Origin of the sequence: Natrinema versiforme (genome assembly GCF_005576615.1) — an archaeon.
GTDB lineage: Archaea > Halobacteriota > Halobacteria > Halobacteriales > Natrialbaceae > Natrinema > Natrinema versiforme_A.
In genome coordinates, this window is sequence record NZ_CP040330.1 from 2,140,858 (window position 1) to 2,158,311 (window position 17,454).

The 17,454-nt window shown below is 62.4% G+C and carries 15 protein-coding genes and 3 pseudogenes; 11 read left to right on the top strand and 7 right to left on the bottom strand.

Translation table 11 applies throughout. From position 1 onward, the window contains the following. Positions 1–124 precede the first annotated feature (124 nt). The 4 genes from FEJ81_RS10540 to FEJ81_RS10555 all read left to right on the top strand — a co-directional run bounded on the left by FEJ81_RS10540 (position 125) and on the right by FEJ81_RS10555 (position 3,739). Positions 125–628 carry a universal stress protein gene (locus FEJ81_RS10540; protein WP_138245252.1) on the top strand — a complete coding sequence of 168 codons (504 nt, stop codon included), beginning with the start codon at positions 125–127 and terminating at the stop codon, positions 626–628. A 100-nt stretch (positions 629–728) separates the two neighbouring features. Then, complete coding sequence (locus tag FEJ81_RS10545) at positions 729–1,211, top strand: PH domain-containing protein (protein WP_138245253.1); 483 nt, start codon at positions 729–731, stop codon at positions 1,209–1,211. A 1-nt stretch (position 1,212) separates the two neighbouring features. Further along, entirely contained in the window at positions 1,213–2,883 is a 1,671-nt protein-coding gene (locus FEJ81_RS10550; protein ID WP_138245254.1) for a PH domain-containing protein, read from the top strand. A 100-nt stretch (positions 2,884–2,983) separates the two neighbouring features. Beyond that, positions 2,984–3,739 carry a DUF4013 domain-containing protein gene (locus FEJ81_RS10555; RefSeq protein ID WP_229504701.1) on the top strand — a complete coding sequence of 252 codons (756 nt, stop codon included), beginning with the start codon at positions 2,984–2,986 and terminating at the stop codon, positions 3,737–3,739. Positions 3,740–3,832: 93 nt separating this feature from the next. On the opposite strand, the gene FEJ81_RS10560 is transcribed toward FEJ81_RS10555, so the two are convergent. From FEJ81_RS10560 to FEJ81_RS10575, 4 genes are read right to left on the bottom strand one after another with little or no spacing between them, the layout of a single operon-like run. Beyond that, a complete protein-coding gene (locus tag FEJ81_RS10560; RefSeq protein WP_138245255.1) occupies positions 3,833–5,005 on the bottom strand; it encodes an ABC transporter ATP-binding protein in 1,173 nt (390 codons plus the stop codon). Positions 5,006–5,045: 40 nt separating this feature from the next. Further along, the gene (locus FEJ81_RS10565) at positions 5,046–5,975 is read right to left on the bottom strand and encodes a carbohydrate ABC transporter permease (protein WP_138245256.1); all 930 of its coding nucleotides are present in this window, start codon (positions 5,973–5,975) and stop codon (positions 5,046–5,048) included. After that, complete coding sequence (locus FEJ81_RS10570) at positions 5,972–6,943, bottom strand: carbohydrate ABC transporter permease (protein ID WP_138245257.1); 972 nt, start codon at positions 6,941–6,943, stop codon at positions 5,972–5,974. The genes FEJ81_RS10565 and FEJ81_RS10570 overlap by 4 nt, the downstream gene beginning before the upstream one ends. A gap of 14 nt (positions 6,944–6,957) precedes the next feature. Beyond that, complete coding sequence (locus tag FEJ81_RS10575; protein WP_138245258.1) at positions 6,958–8,187, bottom strand: ABC transporter substrate-binding protein; 1,230 nt, start codon at positions 8,185–8,187, stop codon at positions 6,958–6,960. Positions 8,188–8,431: 244 nt separating this feature from the next. Here FEJ81_RS10575 and FEJ81_RS10580 point away from each other — a divergent pair, with 244 nt between their 5' ends. From FEJ81_RS10580 to FEJ81_RS10595, 4 genes are all read left to right on the top strand, one after another. Then, positions 8,432–9,841: a class II fumarate hydratase gene (locus tag FEJ81_RS10580; protein ID WP_138245259.1), complete on the top strand. Its 1,410-nt coding sequence runs from the start codon at positions 8,432–8,434 to the stop codon at positions 9,839–9,841. A 360-nt stretch (positions 9,842–10,201) separates the two neighbouring features. Beyond that, on the top strand, positions 10,202–10,435 hold the full coding sequence (locus tag FEJ81_RS10585; RefSeq protein ID WP_138245260.1) for an HVO_2901 family zinc finger protein: 234 nt from the start codon (positions 10,202–10,204) through the stop codon (positions 10,433–10,435). Positions 10,436–10,651: 216 nt separating this feature from the next. Continuing rightward, positions 10,652–11,140 carry a PH domain-containing protein gene (locus tag FEJ81_RS10590; protein ID WP_138245261.1) on the top strand — a complete coding sequence of 163 codons (489 nt, stop codon included), beginning with the start codon at positions 10,652–10,654 and terminating at the stop codon, positions 11,138–11,140. Then, positions 11,137–12,741, top strand: coding sequence for a PH domain-containing protein (locus FEJ81_RS10595; RefSeq protein ID WP_138245262.1), 1,605 nt, complete (start codon positions 11,137–11,139; stop codon positions 12,739–12,741). The genes FEJ81_RS10590 and FEJ81_RS10595 overlap by 4 nt, the downstream gene beginning before the upstream one ends. Before the next feature lie 49 nt (positions 12,742–12,790). Here the strand turns inward: FEJ81_RS10595 and FEJ81_RS24335 are convergent. Continuing rightward, positions 12,791–13,075 (bottom strand): annotated as a pseudogene (locus FEJ81_RS24335) (YegP family protein); the annotation flags it as partial. A gap of 218 nt (positions 13,076–13,293) precedes the next feature. Between FEJ81_RS24335 and FEJ81_RS10605 the strand changes: the two are divergent. After that, positions 13,294–14,160, top strand: coding sequence for a site-specific integrase (locus FEJ81_RS10605; protein ID WP_138245263.1), 867 nt, complete (start codon positions 13,294–13,296; stop codon positions 14,158–14,160). Here the strand turns inward: FEJ81_RS10605 and FEJ81_RS10610 are convergent. Together FEJ81_RS10610 and FEJ81_RS10615 are read right to left on the bottom strand one after the other, a co-directional pair. Further along, positions 14,132–15,160, bottom strand: coding sequence for a tyrosine-type recombinase/integrase (locus tag FEJ81_RS10610; protein WP_138245264.1), 1,029 nt, complete (start codon positions 15,158–15,160; stop codon positions 14,132–14,134). The genes FEJ81_RS10605 and FEJ81_RS10610 overlap by 29 nt on opposite strands. Then, positions 15,153–15,542: a DUF5805 domain-containing protein gene (locus FEJ81_RS10615; protein ID WP_138245265.1), complete on the bottom strand. Its 390-nt coding sequence runs from the start codon at positions 15,540–15,542 to the stop codon at positions 15,153–15,155. The genes FEJ81_RS10610 and FEJ81_RS10615 overlap by 8 nt, the downstream gene beginning before the upstream one ends. Positions 15,543–15,794: 252 nt before the next feature. On the opposite strand from FEJ81_RS10615, the pseudogene FEJ81_RS23755 reads away from it, so the two are divergent. Together FEJ81_RS23755 and FEJ81_RS10625 are read left to right on the top strand one after the other, a co-directional pair. Next, positions 15,795–16,000, top strand: a pseudogene (locus FEJ81_RS23755) (DUF5805 domain-containing protein); the annotation flags it as partial. Beyond that, positions 15,990–17,041, top strand: a pseudogene (locus FEJ81_RS10625) (tyrosine-type recombinase/integrase). The pseudogenes FEJ81_RS23755 and FEJ81_RS10625, both read left to right, overlap by 11 nt. Positions 17,042–17,454: the final 413 nt, after the last annotated feature.

The following is a 17,454-nucleotide window of genomic DNA, read 5'->3' on the forward strand; positions in this document are numbered from 1 at the left end:
GAAGACTCGTTTCACGCCGTGCAGCGACTTCACGGAGCGATTCGAACGCGAGGAATGAAATTTTGACCCGGTATGCATACTTTTCTGGACAGATATATCGTTCTCCGCCCGGTACGACGACGTAATGGCATCGTCCTCGAGAGAACCGAACGAATCGACCTCGAGTAGCGGTCTTGCGGTTGCAGATGCACAGTCCACCGGCGCAGAGACCTTCGACCGCGTTCTCGTCGCGACCGACGGCGACACCGACGACGCGGTCGGGGCGGTCGCCGTCGCGGAGGCCGCCCGCCACAACGGGCGCGTCGAGACGCTGTCGGTCGTCCCGATGAACGCGTCCGTCGACCGGTGGGATATGGTGGTCGAGCGCCGGGAAGAGAGCGCCGAGGCAGCGCTGGATGCGGTCGGCGACGCGGCCGCCGAAACCGACGTGTCGGTCACGAAACGGCTCCGATACGGCGACCCCGTCGAGGAAATCGTCCGGTACGCGAGACACAATGACGTGGATCTCGTCGTTCTGGGCGAACCGAATCGGACCGGTCTCCGCCGATTTCTCTCGCCGACGAGCGTCACCGAGCAGGTCCGCAAATCGGTGTCGGTCCCCGTGCTCACGGTCCCCGCTGACGACTGACCGGCGCTCGAGACTCGCCGTCGGCGAGCCGATACCTGCGAGACTCGCGGCGTATCCCCGGAACCGTAGCTTTATCCACCAGTCTTGACATGTATCAGATATGGAATCGCTGCATCCCCGCATCCGACTGCTCTGGATCGCCCGCGGCGCGCTCGCCGCGGCCGTTCTCGCCGTCGCCCTCGTCGTTCTCGACCAGTGGCTCCCCACCGTGCTCCCGGTCTCGATCTCCGTGCCGCCGGCGGCGATCGCCGCGGTCGTCGCAGTCGCGTTCGTTCTCGGCGTCGTCTACGCCGTCCGGCTCTATCAGGTCTGGCAGTTCGAACTCCAGGACGACGCCCTCTACCTCGAGCGGGGCGTCGTTACCTTCGTCGAGACCGCGGTCCCGTTCGTGCGAGTCCAGCACGTCGACACCCAGTTTGGTCCCGTCGAGCGCGTGCTCGGCCTCTCGAGCGTCGTCGTCTACACGGCCGGGTCCCGAAACGCCGACGTTCGGATTCCGGGGCTGACGCCGGACCGCGCCCGGAGCCTGCAGAACACGCTCCGCGAACTGGCCGTCGAGAGCGAGGCCGAGGATGCCGTCTGAGATGAATCGCTTACATCCGCTCAGCGCGGTGTCGATGGCGCTTCAGCGTGGGTTGACCGGGTTCTCGATTCCGGTCCTCCTCACGGGTCTCGGTTCCGGCGTGCTCGGCATCGACAGCGATGCGCTGTTACTGCTGGTCCCGATCGGCCTCGTCGCCGGTATCGGCTACGGCCTCGCGTACTACTATCGGTTCACCTACGGGGTCACCGCGGACACCTTCGACGTGACGTCTGGCGTGCTCTCCCAGCGGTCCCGCGAGATCCCCTACGGTCGCATCCAGAACGTCGACGTCGCACAGGGCGTTCTCCAGCGGGTGCTCGGACTCGCCGTCGTCTCGATCGAGACCGCCGGCGGCGGCGAGACCGAGGCGACGCTCAGATTCGTCAGCGAGGCGGAAGCGAACCGACTGCAACGCGATATTCGGCGCCGAACCGCCGCCGTGAAACAGCGCCGGCGCGAGGCGGATTCGGCCGAGGCCGAGACCGGCGCTGGCACTGGCACTGACACCGGTACCGATAGCGAGCCGTCTCCCGATGAGGCGGCTCGTGCCGACGACACGCCGGATTCAGCGTCCGAGTCCGGACGGACGCCGTCCGCGGACCGGACCCGCGAGGAGACCCAGCCCGCCCGTACCCGACGACAGCGGTTGTTCGCCCTCGAGCCGCGGGAACTCCTGTTGTACTCGCTCTCGTCGTTTCGGCCGGCCGCCGCCGCGGGACTTCTCTTCATCTTTGCCTTCGCGAGCGGGCCCATCCTCGACTTCCTCGTCGCCGTCGCCCAGCCGTTCGGCGGCCCGGCGGACCTCGATAGCGGCTCCGTCGGCAGTTACGGCATCCTGACGCTGATCTCGATGATCAACGGGATCGCGGTCACGTACGTCCTCAACGCCGGCTACACGTTCATCGCGTACTACGGCTTCCAGTTAGGGCGGGCCGACGAGGACTTCGTCTACGAACGCGGGCTGTTCCAGCGCTACAGCGGGTCGATCCCCGCCGATAAGATTCAGGCGGTGACGATCACCGACAACCCCCTCCAGCGACTGCTCGGCTACGCCGGCCTCTGGGTCGAGACCGCCGGCTACGGCCCCGAGAGCAGCGGCGGCAGCCAGTCGGCCGTTCCCCTCGCCGACACGGCCCGAATCCGCCGCTTCGCCGAAAACCTCACCGGCGTCGAGCCGCCGCAGTTCCGGCGGCCGCCGACGCTCGCCCGCCGGCGCTATCTCGTCCGCTATTCCATCGTCGCTGCCGTCATCGTCGCGATCGCGTTCGGGCTCGCGCAGGTCTACACCCTCGAGCGCTGGTATCTCGCCGCGGTCGTCTTCGCGGCGGTGCCGCCCGCGGCGCACCTGAAGTACGTCCATCTGGGCTACTTCGTCGGCGAGGACCACCTCGTGATCCGGACCGGGTTCTGGAACCGGCGGACGACCGTGATCCCCTACTACCGGATCCAGACGGTCTCGACGCAGCGGTCGGTCTTCCAGCGGCGACTCGGGCTGGCGTCGCTGGCCGTCGACACCGCCAGCTCACGGACGTTCAGCTGGGGGACGCCGACGATCTACGATATCGACCTCGAGGACGCGCGTGCCGTCCACGAAACCAGTCGGGAGCATCTGCAGGTTGCCCTGCGAAAACGCGCTCGAGACGACGTCGGGCTATCGGTTGATTTCACCTGATCGGTAGAGTCAAAACGGTCTCGAGTCCGGTTCGAGGCCCGGCGAACTCTGGCTCCAAGAGACCACGTCGCTTTTGCCCTGACCGTTCCACTCGCTCCGTATGGATCCAGAAGGCATCGGTCGGCCGATCGAGGACCATCGCCGGGGAGGCATGATCGCCGATGCGCTTCGGTACCCAGTTAATGATACGTTCGGACGGGCAGCGCTGCTCAGAAGTAGCGTCTGTGTCGTCGCGATCGCGGTCGGGCTGCGGTACGCGGCGGCGTTCTCGTCGTCGATCGTCGCGCTCATCCCCGCGCTCGTCTCGTTTCTCGGCGTCGTCGTCCTCTTCGGGACGACGGCGTTCGTACTCGGGGGTGCCGAGCAGCGATCGCAGCCGTCCGTCCGGGCGGTCGTCCGGCCCGGTCTCGAGTCGCTCGCGTTGTCGATCGTGTTCCTCGTCCCGTCGATCGTCCTCCTGGCCCGGTCGCTGACCGTGACGCCGGCGGCGCTCGCACTCGAGAACGGCGCGGGCCTGTTCTCGCTCGTCTCGTCGACCGCGTCGCTGTTCTTCTTCGTCGCGTGTGCGTACACGTACCCGGCCGCGGTCACCGCGAACGCCTCGACCGGACGCCTGCGAACGGCCGTCGAGGCCGAGACGTTACTCCCCGTGTTGACCGCCCCGGCGTACTTCCTCCGATGGATCGCCGGCTTCTCGGCCGTCGTTCTCGCGGTGTGGCTCGCCGTCACGTCCGTTCGTCGCGGCGACGCACTGGGGTTGATCGCCGCCGCGGCCGCCGCTTACCTTCTCGTCGCGAGCGCCCGCATCGTCGGCGTCGGCTACGCTCGAGCGGCGGGCAGTGACCCGACGTCGTAGCCACGGGACGGCAGTCGACCGAAACTCGCGACGGACGAAGAACAGTACTGCGAACCGTCCGGAAACCGTGGGACCCGGTCCCGACCTCGCCGATCAGACGTTCGGCATTCGCGGCTCGTTGCTCTCGACGCGGCGGTTGTGGAGTGCCTCGTTGGTTTTCGCATCGAAGACGTGAATCGCGTCCTCGGGAAGGTGAACCATCACGCGTTCGCCGGCGTCGATCCGGGTCATGCCGTCGATCGTCGCGATGAGCGTCTCGTTCTCGTCGTCGTCGAGTGCGAGATAGACGATGTTCTCGTCGCCGGTCGGTTCGACCACGGTGACCGTCGCGGGGACGGTGTGGCCGTTCGCCCGCCGTTGGTCTCCCTCGCTGCGTTCGATATTGATGTCTTCCGGACGCACGCCGAGGACGAGGTCGTCTCGATCGCCGACCGCCGTCGCGATGTCGTTCGAGACGGTGTACTCGAGGTTCTCGTCGACGAGGACGGCCCCGTCGCCGTCCGCATCGCGGCGCGTCACGTCGAAGAAGTTCATCGCCGGCTCCCCGATGAAGTCCGCGACGAACACGTTCGCGGGCTCGTGATAGCACTCGAGCGGCGTCCCGACCTGCTGCAGTTCACCGTCGTTGAGGATGGCGATTCGGTCGCCCATCGTCATCGCTTCCGTCTGATCGTGGGTGACGTAGACCGTCGTCGTCTCGAGTTGCTCTTGGAGCTGCTGGAGTTCGGTCCGCATCTGGGCCCGGAGCTTGGCGTCGAGGTTCGACAGCGGCTCGTCCATCAGGAATACGGACGGCTCCCGGACGATCGCGCGACCGAGCGCGACTCGCTGTTGCTGGCCGCCCGAGAGCTCCTCCGGCTTCCGGTCCAGCAGGGGATCGATCCCCATCATTTCGGCGGTCTCTTCGACCCGCGCGGCGATTTCGTCGTCCGGGAGGTCGGTGGACTCCTCGAGTCCGAACGCCATGTTCTCCCGAACGGTCATGTGCGGGTACAGGGCGTAGGACTGGAACACCATCGCGATGTTCCGTTCTTTCGCCGGCAGGTCGTTGATCACCCGGTCGTCGAGGCGAATATCGCCGTCCGAAATCGTCTCGAGGCCCGCGATCATCCGCAGCGTCGTCGACTTGCCACAGCCCGAGGGGCCGACGAGAACGAGGAACTCCCCGTCATCGATATCGATCGATACATCGTTGACGGCAACGATCTCGTTGCCGTCGTTTTCCGTGAATACTTTTCGTACGTCGTCGAGTTGAGTTTCTGCCATCGTCAAATCCTCCGGTTCGATACCGCTTGTTGTCGATCGGTCATGTCTGTACTCCCTCCGCGAACTTGTCGGCGAACAGCACGTAGACGAGCAGCGTCGGAAGCGCCGTGATGAACGCGCCCGCCATTCGGAGCGGGTAGTCCGTTCCCTCCATCGACTGGCCGAGCCCGGACAGAATGAGGGTCGCGGACGCGGCCGGGTTGTTGGTGCTCCCGATGATCGTCAGCGAGAACAGGAACTCGTTCCAGATCTGGGTGAACTGGAAGATGAACACGACCGCGAACATCGGTATCGACAGCGGCAGGACGATCCGTCGGTAGACCCGCCAGACCGACGCGCCGTCGAGCCTCGCGGCCTCGATCATCTCCTCGGACATCGTCTTGTACTGCGAGCGGAACAGCAGCGTCACGATCGGGATCCCGTACGCCGTGTGCGTGATGATCAGTTCGAGGATCGTCGCGTAGTGCGGCTCGAGCAGCGGGAGCCCCCACAGGAACGAGAGCCGTGCGCCCAGTTGCATGTACTGGCTCCAGAACTGGAAGAGCGGAACGATCACCGCCTGGTACGGGACGAAAATGCCCGCGATGAACAGCGCCAGCACGGCCATCTGACCGCGCCAGTCGACGAGCGTCAGCCCGTAGGCGGCCATGCTGCCGAGGATCGCACACAGGATCGTCGAGGGGATGGTGAACAGCATGCTGTTCACCATCCCGGGTGCGAGGAAATCGAACGCGACCTGCCACTTCTCGACCGTAATCCCGCTCGCAGAGAGGGGCGGAAGGAACGGGAAGGTCTCTTGGAGTGCGGTCGACGTTTTGATCGACGTCACGAGTCCGGATTCGATCGGGATCAGGTAGAACCCGACGAGACCGATCAGCGTCGCGTACAGTCCCACGCGGCTAATCGAAATCCCGCTGGTCGCGTGCTCCGTCGCCGTCGCCTCCTCGGTAGTAACTGTCTTTTCGCTCATAGGTTCCCTCGCTTGTATTGGTTGTACAGATACGGCGCGATGACCGCCAGCGACACCGCGAACAGCATGATCGCGATCGACGACCCGTACGCCCACTCGGATCGGCCGAACGACTCGCGGACCATTTTGGTCGCCAGGATGTCGGCCCCGCGGCGGGGTCGGTAGCCGTCGAAGGTCGCGTACAGGAAGTCGAAGGCCTTCAGCGCGAACAGCACGAGGACGACGGACGCGCTGACCGTCGCCGGCCGCAACTGCGGAACGATCACGCGCCAATACATCCGAACCGTGCTCGCACCGTCGACTCGTGCGGCCTCGTACTGGTCGTTCGGAATCGACCGGAGCGCGGCGAGGTAGATAATCATCGTGTACCCGCTGAACTGCCAGACGAGCGCGAAGATCACCGCCCCTAACACGAGGTTGGGACTCCCCAGCCAGTTGTAGGGTCCGAGACCGAAGAGCCCGATGAATTGGTTGATGATGCCGTTGTTCACGTTGTACATCCACCGCCAGAACTGCGCCGTGACGATGAACGAGAGGGCGAACGGGAGGAGGTAGATCGTCCGAAACGACCTGCCGAACCGAATCTCACGGTCGAGCAGCAGCGCTAACAGGAGACCGACGATCAGACAGACGATCGTAAATCCGATGAGTAGAACGAACGTGTTCCACGTCGCCGACCACATCCCCGGATCGTCCAACATCGCCCAGTAGTTCTGGAGACTCAGATTGCCGTAGTCCGGATCTCCGAATCCCGAGTACTCCGTCAGCGAGAGCAGGAGGTTCCAGCCGATCGCGGCGTAGACGAAAAAGCCCATCAACAGGAACGGCGGCAGCCAGAACGGCGACGACTGCACGATATCGCTGTCGAGCCAGCGGCGGAGCGTCGAGCGCTCCTCGGCGGTCCCCCCGTCCGTCCTGACGCGTCGCTTACGCCGAACGCTACGCAGTAATTCGAAAAAACGTTTCATAGTCTTGAAGCGAGTTAGATGTCGTCCATGAACCCGCTCGTCGCACCGTCGACGTCGTAGGGGTCCGCGAAGTTGTTGTTGAGGACCTCCTCGAGGTCGGCCTGCGTGTTCGTGTCAACGGCGAGGCCGTGTGCGAGCGTCGGCGGCTTCTCCGAGACGTTATTGAAGTCCTCGATCGTCTCCGTGAGGTAAGGGTTGAACTCGTCGGTAGCCGCGTCCGGTATCGTCGGGATCGACCCCTTGTACTGGTTGTACGCGACTTGCGCCGTTTCGGAGCCGACGAACTGTAACCAGGTCGCGGTGTCGTCGGGCGTCGGATTGTCGCTCGGGTAGATAAACGAGTCGATGTGGAGGGTGTAGTAATCCTCCGTACCGGGGTACCGGATCGCATCCCAATCTTCGCCGTACGTGAGATCCCTGTCATCCGCGATGTACGCGCCGGCGGCCCAGTTGCCCTGGTGGACGAACGCGACGTTGCCGCCCATGAGGTCCTGATTGACTTCGGTGAAGTCGACGGAGGCCGCGTCGTTGTTGATGTAGCCGAGGAGCTGCTCGAGCTTCTCGAAAGTGTCGCGGACGGCGCTCTCGTCGCCGTTGCCCTCGATGAAGTTCATGTAGGCCTCGTAGCCGTGTTCGCCGAGCATCGTCTGCGCCCACGTCTGGAGGATACACCACGTCGCGAGCGAGAACCCGAACGGCGTCGCGTCGGTCTCCGATTCGACGGCGTCGAGCGCGTCGATGAAGGCGTCGGCGCTGTCGATCGACTCCGGATCGACGCCGGCGCTCTCGAGGACCTCGACGTTGTAGAAGAGGTCGTTCAGGCGGTGAGAGCCGAGCGGGACCGCCGAGAAGCCGTCGTTGTGCCGGCAGAGTTCGATCGCTTCCTCGACGTGGGTGTCCTTCAGGCCGGCCTCGTCCCAGACCTCCGACTCGATGTCGCCGACGGCGTCCCCGTACTGCTCCAGGTTCGCACCCGGCCAGCCGGCGAACGAACTCGGCGGGTCGCCGCCTTGGAGGCGGTTGGAGACCGTCTGGTCGAGCGTCGTGTTTCCACCGCCACCGATCGGGTTCTCGTTGTAGTCGATGTCCGAGTGCTCGTCCTCGAACGCCGAGAAGAGCGCGTCGGCGGCCTCGGCACCGTCGCCGCTGGTCCAGCCGTGGAGGAGCTCGAGCGTATCGCTTCCCCCACCGCCCGTACATCCTGCGAGTCCGGCGAGTCCAGCTGCACCTGCCCCTTTCAGCACCGTTCTCCGTGGTACCTTGTTAGCGTTAGTCACTGCGAATCACACATGATAGATTGTATGGGTCCTACTTAATAGTTTCCAAAATTAATTATGTTCTGAGTGAATGGTTTAATTTGATAGGAGTTGGCCGGATGCCCACTGAGATCCCGACACGGTGCACGTCGGGACGGTTACGCGGGGTCCCGAATCGGGACACAGAACCAGACCGGTGGATTTTACGCACCCGACCGTCAACGCACCGCACATGAGCGAGGATTACAGAGTCGAACGCGACAGCCTCGGCGAAATGCAGGTTCCCGCGGACGCCTACTGGGGCGCACAGACCCAGCGCGCGATCCAGAACTTCCCCATTTCGGGAATCACGTTCAGCCGTCGGTTCATCCGCGGGCTCGGCGTCGTCAAGAAGGCCGCCGCACAGGCCAACCGCGATCTCGGTCTGGTCGACGACGACGTCGCCGAGGCGATCATCGAGGCCGCCGACGAGGTCATCGCCGGCGAGCACGACGACCAGTTCCCGGTCGACATCTTCCAGACCGGCTCGGGGACGTCCTCGAACATGAACGCCAACGAGGTCATCGCCAACCGCGCCGCCGAACTCATGGGCAGCGAAATCGGCGACCGCCTCGTCCACCCCAACGACCACGTCAACTACGGCCAGTCGAGCAACGACGTCATCCCGACCGCGATGCACGTCGCCTCGCTCGAGGCCGTCGAGAAGGACGTCATTCCGGCACTCGATACCCTCCGCGAAGCGCTCGAAGAGAAAGAAGAGGAGTTCGACGACGTCGTCAAGACCGGCCGAACGCACCTGCAGGACGCGACGCCGGTCACGCTGGGTCAGGAGTTCAGCGGGTATCGCACGCAGGTCGAGAAGGGACTGGCCCGCGTCGACCAAGTTCGCGATCACCTCGGCGAACTCGCGCTCGGCGGCACCGCAACGGGGACCGGCCTGAACACCCACGAGGAGTTCCCCGGCCGCGCCGCGGAGTACATCACGAAGGAGACCGGCGTCCAGTTCCGCGAGGCCGACAACCACTTCGAAGCCCAGGCCGCCCACGACGCGATGAGCGAGGCCCACGGCGCACTCCGGACCGTCGCCGGCTCGCTGAACAAGATCGCCAACGACCTCCGGTTGCTCGCCTCGGGCCCGCGCAACGGACTCGGCGAGGTCGAACAGCCCGAGAACCAGCCCGGCTCCTCGATCATGCCCGGCAAGATCAACCCCGTCGTCGCCGAGGCCGTCAATCAGGTCCACAAGCAGGTCGTCGGCAACGACGCCGCCGTCTCCGCCGGCGCCGCGGAGGGCCAGATCGACCTGAACCTCTACAAGCCCGTGCTCGCCCACAACTTCCTCGAGTCGGCCGAGCTCATCTCGAACGCGAGTCAGGTCTTCGGCGAGCGGTTCGTCCGGAAACTCGAGGCCAACGAGGAGTACTGCGAGGAGCGCGTCGAGCAGTCGATGGCGATGGCCACCTCGCTGAACGTCCACATCGGCTACGACAAGGCCAGCGAGGTCGCCAAGGCCGCCCTCAAAGAGGACAAGACCGTCCGCGAAGTCGTCCTCGAGAAGGGCTACCTCGACGAGGAGGAGGCCGACGAGGTGCTCGATCCCCGGAAGATGGCCGAGCGCGGCATCCTCGGGCAGGACGACTGAACCGGGAGCCGTCTCCCGCTCACCGCCCGCCCGCTTTCATCGTCTCCTGTTCTCCGTCCCGTTCATCGCTCACCGCATACCGCTCGATCGAGTCGACTGCTCGCGGACCGTCGTTCCTCGCCGTCTTTCTCACGATCACTCGAGGTTCTGATACAACGATGAGATGGTTGTTCCCATACGGCATGATCCGTGTGATCTGACAGCAAGCGGAATACTCGAGCACGAGTAAACTGCCGATTCTGTCGTTCTTTTTTCCCGGACCGGATCGACCAAATCGGCGCAGTGGAGCCGAATCAGGGCACAATTCGATGTAATAAAAGAACCCAAGCAGTTTTGGCGGAGGCTCGCGTCAGACGAAATATGCACACCTGTCGCAACTGCAACCAGTCGTTCCAGACCGAACTTGCCCTCGAGTTACACCGGGATACGTGTAAAAACGGACAACTCCTCTGTCAGGTATGCGGGGAGCGATTCCAGGAGGGCACTGCGACGGAAGACGGCTGGCACTACGAGTGTCCGAACGAGGACTGCGAGGGAGACGGACTACAGGAGGACCTCTATCGCGTCGGGGATGTCCGAACGGCGACGCAGTAACCCCCTCGAATCGCGACTCGCTTCTCTCGTATTCCGCCCGTGAGCGATGGCTCGAGAGATTCGTCTGTGTCGTGGCGATCCGAACTTCCTCGGACGACGGCGTGTCCCCTCGCTGCGGACGGGTCCGTCGATTACCCGCGGCCAGCGTGCCTTTCACGTCGTGAGAACCACCGCCGCTTTCCCACCCTTTAATCGGGTAGTGCCCGCACGATAGGTATGGAACGGCTCACTCCGCGAGTGCGAGTCGTCTGGATCGCCCTCGCGATCGTTCGAGCCGTGATTTTCGGTGGCCTCCTCGTGGGCGCAGCGATCGCCCTCACGCGGACCGATTTCTGGGACAGCGCGCCGTCGATCCTCGTGCCCGCCGCCGTCGCGATCGCCGTCGTCCTCGCCGTGGTGCGCGTGCTCGTGGCGTGGCGACGCTACGGCGTCTGGCGGTTCGAACTCCGGGACGACGACCTCTACATCGAACGCGGCGTCTTCACCCGAGTCAAGACCGTCGCCCCCTACGTCCGCGTCCAGCACGTCGACTCCCGGCGGTCGCCGCTCGAGCGAACCACGGGTCTCGCGACCGTCGTGGTCTACACGGCCGGTTCACGGAGTTCGGACGTCGCGATCCCCGGGCTGACGCCGGCTCGCGCCGAGGAAGTACAGGAATCGCTTCGCCGACTCGCGATCGAGAGCGCGGGTGAGGACGCCGTATGAGGTCGCTCCACCCGGCGTCAGTCGCCGTCCGATCGCTCTCGCGGAGCCTCAACACCGGCTTCCTGTTCTTCGTCGTCGGCATCGTCGTCTCGCCGGGCGGGAACGGGACCGATCTGCTGTCGGTCGGCGCGCTCGTCGCGATCGGCATCATCACAGGAATCATCTACGAGTTCGCGTACTACCGACGGTTCCGGTACGAACTCACCGACGACACATTCGACGTCACCTCCGGGGTGTTCGCTCGCAGGGACCGCGAACTCCCCGTCGGACGGATCCAGAACGTCGATATCAGACAGAACGTGATCGGTCGCGTTCTCGGTATCGCCGCCGTCCACATCGAGACCGCGGGCGGTGGCCAGACCGAGGTCAGCCTGCAGTACGTCGCCGAGGACGAGGCCCACCGGCTCAGGCGACGACTCCGGCGCGGCGCGAGCGCCGAAACTGCCGACGCGACCGACTCGAGTCCCACCGAAACGGGAGCGCAGGCGACGGAGAGCGAACGGGAGATCGACGAAGACGAGCAACTCCTGTTCGAGATTCGGCCGCACGAACTCGCGATTCTGAGTATCTTCACCATCGATCCGGGGGCGAGTCTGCTGGGCGGCATCGCGCTCTCGTTCGCCAGCGGCTTCGATCCCGCGACGTTGCTCCCGACCGACCGCATCGCGGGGCTCCCGGGTCCGGAATCGGGATTGCTCACGCTCGCGTGGGGACTCGTCCTCTTCTTGCTCGCCGCGTGGGTCATCAGCGCGGCGCTTACCTTCACCCGGTACTACGGCTTCCGACTCACCCGCGTCGGCGACGAACTCTACTACGAACGCGGGCTCCTCCAGCGCTACAGCGGGACGATCCCCCTCGAGAAGGTTCAGACGCTCACCGTCTCGGAGTCGATCCCGTTCCGGTGGTTCGGCTACGCCGCACTGAGCGTCGAGACGGCCGGCTACGCGCCCGGCCAGTCCGACTCCCGCGGGACGGAGTCCGCGATTCCGCTCGCCGACGCCGATCGCGTGGCCGAACTCGCGCGGGCGATCGAACCGTTCGGCCCGATCGACCTCGAGTCCCCGCCGCGACGGGCGCGCGAGCGGTACGCGGTCCGGTATTCGCTCGTCGTCGCCGCCATCGTCGGCGGTGCGTACGTGCTGGCGCGGTATACGGCGGTCGTCCGGCAGTGGTACGTCCTCGCCGTGCTCGCCGTCCTCGTCCCGGTCGCCGCTCATCTGAAGTGGTCGAACCGAGGGTACCGAATCGGTGACCGATACTTTCTCACCCGCACGGGCTTCTGGCGACGGACGACCAAAGTCGTCCCCTACTACCGGGTGCAGGCCGTCATCCATCAGGCGACGATCTTCCAGCGTCGACGCCGACTCGCCAGCGTGACGGCCGACACCGCAAGCTCCGCGTCGCTCCTCGGGCGGGCCGCGATCGCCTACGACGTGGACGAAAAGCGGGGACTCGAGATGCAGGCCCTCATCGAAGAGCGATTACAGGACCGACTCCGCGCGCGCCAGCGCGAACGGACGGTCGGACAGTGGTTTGGTGACTCGAGTGGCGACGAGTCGGCGGACGACGAGCCGTCGACTGAGCCCGGCGACGACGGGTGAGCACCGATATCGGGCAGCGAGGACCGATGCCGGCCGCTCGAGAGGGTAGTTACATGACGCAGACTCCGAAACGGCCATCGGAAAGAGCGACGAGCACACGAAAGTCGCGATCGACTGCCAGGGCGGCGGACGCTACACAGCGTTCACCGCGGGGGCGCTCCAGCGACTCCTTCCGGCGATGTTGGCCCGATACCGGAGTCCCCTGCTCGGCCGCCGCGTCGACGGCGCCGGTCCGGTCAGCGTACCCCTGACTGCCGTCGGCCAGTATATTGCCGTTTCGGTGGCGCAGTCGCCAGCGGTGGTCGCCGCCCTTGTCCTCGTACTGTTCGAAAGCGCCTACTAAGTCCACAACCTCCCACCAGATCTGTTTTATCGCCGTGCGTATCCGAATTGTAACTTCGAGTGTTGACCGCGGGGAGGATCCACTCTACGGAAAAATGGATGTGGCTGGTGGGAGTAGTCACGGTCCACAATCAGACGGAAATCGATATAGCCATATATGATTTACAAACTGTCGTACACCTTGAAGTGAAAAGGCGATAATGAATTACTATGGGTGAGCGACTTCACGGACACGATTGGTTCAAGATCCGTGAGCAAGTACTGGAACGTGATAACGGGAGTTGTCGAAACTGTGGGGAAGGAAGTAATTTAGTCGTCCACCATATCGTCCCCATTAGCGGTCAGGGAACGAATCAAGTGACGAATTTGGTCACCCTTTGTCGGCCGTGTCATCGGTCCGCCCATAACCACCGATGGAAGGAAGAGAGTGATTCGTCACCGGAATCAACTTCACGGAAAATTTTCTCTACAGAGGCAATTTCGACCGTTTGTAGGTCTACTCGGCATCCGCTTCATCTTGCTCTTATCGGTATTGTCGCAAAAACCGGAATCGGAGTTGGCGAGATATGCAACCTCGATCTCACGGACGTTGCTCTCGTCAAAAGTGATACTACAGACACCCTCCCGGAACTGTCCGGATCTGGCCTACAGATACGATATGGTGGAGCAATCCCGTATAGCAATCGTCGTGAGAGAAAGGAACGCACCGTCATTCCGGCCGATTCCGAACTGGAAGACATCTTGCTGAGGTGGATAGCAATTCGGCCGGATAATCCGCATACCGATGCCCTATTCGTTAAAACGAAGGAAAAATGGGGTGAGCGGATCGATCCATCCACAGTCCGATACGTATTTGAGAAAATAGGACGGGATCACGGGCTGTATTCCGAAAACAATGAGATGAAGAACTTAACCCCGGTTTCTTTGCGATACTTCTTCGAAGAACGATTTAATGGCCGTCCGGTCCATCGAAAGTACATCCTCGGTCAAGGAGCAGGTGCGGACATTGATTATCTATCGCTTGAAGACGATTACCGGAAAAACGTATTCAAAATATCTGACCAGGGTTCGACGTGAGCGAGTAAATATTATCGAGATACGTCTCACGAACCCGATCCCCCCAGTTGTGGGTGTAGGTGTCGATGATATCGCTTGCAACGTCGCCACGGAGATACTTCACAACGCCACGATCGCCGGTCCGATCCCGTAGATGTGTTGTGAAGAAGTGCCGGAAGTAGTGGGGCGTCACATTCTCTGCCGCCCCGCCACCGGTTCGATACCACCCGTACTCAGTGGCGTACTGTTCGACGATGTGATGCACCATATCGATCGTAATCCGTTCTCCCCATCGGTCGACAGTCCCAGCGAACAGCGGATCGGTTTCGGAAACTGAATCAGGCCGAATCGCGAGCCAGCGAAGAAGTGCATTCTCGAGTTCGCTATCGACAGGAATGATAGTTTCACGTTTACGCTTGTTGGAGGCTGTTCGCACGGCTCCTTCCGATTCTTTTCCATACGAATGATCCGGCGAAATGTAGATCGAATTCGGTCCGGCGTCAATTTGAGCTCGTGGATGCCAGTAGGCGGCTTCGTGATCGAGATTTAGATCGATTAGATCGAGGTTGCACAGCTCTCCAGACCGAATCCCCGTCTTCAATAACGTCAATATAACCGCCCTATGAAGGGGATGACGGACGGTTGCGACGAAGTCGCGCATATCTGTGAGCTGAATGTCTCTGCGAGATGGATTCGACTCAATCGACTCGTTCATTTCCTCTAAAACGAGTTCCATTGGGTTCTCGTCGTGTCGTCCGACGCGAACGAGATATCCATAAAAGCGATTCAAGTACGATGCGTAACTCGCGACCGTACTCTCTGCGTATTGTGAACGCAGCTCATGAGTGAAGGCCATACAATCCCGATAGCCGGCTTCTGTAGGCGTTTTTCCGAACCGATCGGAGAGGAACCCCTCAAAACGAGAAAGAACGCGTTGATACGCTGAAACTGTCCGTTTATTACGACCGTGTTGCTCGATATCCGCGAGGAAGTAGTCGATCGACTCTGCTCGTTCACTCATTGCTGGTCCGAACGTATCCTCCCTTACGACCACTGTATCGAACGAGATTGTCGTCTTGAAGCTGTCCTAACGCCGTGTCTACGTCCTCTTCTATATCGTCAATGAGTCTGTCAACGAGTTCGTCCCAATCCAAGACGCCTTCCCGCTCGAGTAGAGCGAGAATTCGATCCTGAAAGCCGTCGTCATTCGACTCCGTTGACTCCTCAGCATTGGAAACCAGGTTGTCCATTGAGGGGATACCGAAATCACTGCGGCCGGCTTGAACCATCGTTCGGACGAACTCGCTCTGGCTCATCTCGAGTTCGTCAGCGTGTTCAGCCCACTTCTCCTTCTGATACTGCGGGACGTAGGTTTTCACGGCAGTTCGATCATCGGAAGCCATACGCCCACAATTGAACTGTCGTCACTTCAGTCTTCCCTACTTTCACAAATAAGGGTATTTATTTGGTACCGTAGTGCCACAGATGGCACAATATGAATATATTATTTGTTATCGCGGCCCCATAGTTGCTACCGAATAGTACTGCCATCACAAATAAATATATGAGTGTCACCGGGAGTAGCTCAAGCCGAAAGATAGGCGATTGGAGACAAGAATTGTCACAGAAATTATAATCCGTTCCGAAAGCGTTACCCCCAGGGTGACGACCTCGAGACACGGGTCCTCGAATTGCTGGAATCCGATCCGTACTCTGGGAGGAACTCCTCGAGGCGGTCTCGGACGACATCGAGTCGCGATTGGACGAGACGCTCGAGGATCTCCAGTCGGCAAACCGGATTCGATACAGCGGTCGCCACGGCGGGTACACGACGATCGACGGTGGTGGCGATGGCGACTGAATCCGGGACCGACACCCCGGAGGACGTGACCGACCCATCGAGTACTTCCTCGACGACCAGCGCTATCACGGCAAGAGCGACCGCACGCTCGAGGCCTACGAACGGGTGCTCCGGCAGTTCGAGGCCTTCGTCCGCGAGCGCTTCGACGCGGACGCGGTCGGTGCGGCCGAGCGACGGGAGTGTATGGCCTGGATTCACTCGCTGCGCGGCGAGTTCGAGTCGAGTACGATCGCGAGCTACGCGTCCTATCTCAACCGATTCTACGACTACATGACCCGCGTCGGTGTCTTCGATGCCAACCCGATGGCGCTCGTCATGGAGGAGATGTCCGAATCGATCGATACCAACCCGACGAGACGGGATCTCTCCGTCGGCGAAATGCGGTCGTTCCTCGGTTCGATCGACCATCCCCTCGAGCGGGCCGTTATCGTTACCCTCCTGAAGACGGGAATGCGCGTCGGAGAGCTGTGTAACCTCGATCTGCGGGATCTCCATCTCGAGTCCGTGCAGGCGGAACTCGACTGCGAGTGGTCTCCGCGCGTCGGACTCGAGCGCCGGCCGTCGTCGCTGTTCGTTTCCTCCGAGCCGACCCGCGGGACGGCCGTCAACGGCGAGGAACGGACGGCCTCGAACAAGCGAAAGCGGGACACGGTCGTCCCCGTCGACGCCGAACTACAGCGGGCGCTACTCGAGTGGCTGGCGATCCGTCCGGACGCGATTTCGACGGCGCGGCCGCTCTTTCTCGATACCAGAGACTCGTGGGGTGAACGGCTCGAGCCGTCGGACGTCCGCTATATCGTCGAAAAACACGCTCGTGACTACGGCTGGTACCGGACCGGTGGCGGGACCCAAGAGAACGTCACCCCCCACTACTTCCGGCACTTCTTCACCACGCACCTGCGGGATCGGACCGGCGACCGGGGGATCGTCCAGTACCTCCGCGGCGACGTCGCCGGCGACGTGATCGATACCTATACCCACAACTGGGGCGACCGCGTTCGCGAGACCTACCTCGAGAACATCTACGCTATCACCGAGTAGGGGAATCAGTCCCGCTGGTTCTCACTGTCGGCGACCCGAGTCACGGTTGGGGCTGCAGACGGGCGATTTCGGCTGTCCGACGCATATTACTGTAGATATTTACTACAAGTATCCGTAACCGGCGCGCTCGAGACAGTACAGATAAATTTCATACCGCTATATCGACTTCGCCCCCGAATGGTGAACGCGATCGGTCGTCGACACCGTCGAAGGAACCGTCCGCTGCATCGGTGTCGACATCGATAGCGAAGTGAGTCCCCGGAAGCGGAACGTTCTCCAGTCACGACCGTAGCAGGGGTGAGACCGTGGATTCTCAACCAACGACGGAGCAGTACGGCGAGGTGGGCCGGCAGTACCGACTTCGGCTACCGTAGACTCTCCCTTCGGTCAGTTCGACGGAGCGACCGGCAGAA

Coding starts and splice junctions, on each gene's coding strand:
- FEJ81_RS10540 (WP_138245252.1), top strand. CDS start 125: ATGGCATCGTCCTCGAGAGAACCGAACGAATCGACCTCGAGTAGCGGT.
- FEJ81_RS10545 (WP_138245253.1), top strand. CDS start 729: ATGGAATCGCTGCATCCCCGCATCCGACTGCTCTGGATCGCCCGCGGC.
- FEJ81_RS10550 (WP_138245254.1), top strand. CDS start 1,213: ATGAATCGCTTACATCCGCTCAGCGCGGTGTCGATGGCGCTTCAGCGT.
- FEJ81_RS10555 (WP_229504701.1), top strand. CDS start 2,984: ATGGATCCAGAAGGCATCGGTCGGCCGATCGAGGACCATCGCCGGGGA.
- FEJ81_RS10560 (WP_138245255.1), bottom strand. CDS start 5,005: ATGGCAGAAACTCAACTCGACGACGTACGAAAAGTATTCACGGAAAAC.
- FEJ81_RS10565 (WP_138245256.1), bottom strand. CDS start 5,975: ATGAGCGAAAAGACAGTTACTACCGAGGAGGCGACGGCGACGGAGCAC.
- FEJ81_RS10570 (WP_138245257.1), bottom strand. CDS start 6,943: ATGAAACGTTTTTTCGAATTACTGCGTAGCGTTCGGCGTAAGCGACGC.
- FEJ81_RS10580 (WP_138245259.1), top strand. CDS start 8,432: ATGAGCGAGGATTACAGAGTCGAACGCGACAGCCTCGGCGAAATGCAG.
- FEJ81_RS10585 (WP_138245260.1), top strand. CDS start 10,202: ATGCACACCTGTCGCAACTGCAACCAGTCGTTCCAGACCGAACTTGCC.
- FEJ81_RS10590 (WP_138245261.1), top strand. CDS start 10,652: ATGGAACGGCTCACTCCGCGAGTGCGAGTCGTCTGGATCGCCCTCGCG.
- FEJ81_RS10595 (WP_138245262.1), top strand. CDS start 11,137: ATGAGGTCGCTCCACCCGGCGTCAGTCGCCGTCCGATCGCTCTCGCGG.
- FEJ81_RS10605 (WP_138245263.1), top strand. CDS start 13,294: ATGGGTGAGCGACTTCACGGACACGATTGGTTCAAGATCCGTGAGCAA.
- FEJ81_RS10610 (WP_138245264.1), bottom strand. CDS start 15,160: ATGAGTGAACGAGCAGAGTCGATCGACTACTTCCTCGCGGATATCGAG.
- FEJ81_RS10615 (WP_138245265.1), bottom strand. CDS start 15,542: ATGGCTTCCGATGATCGAACTGCCGTGAAAACCTACGTCCCGCAGTAT.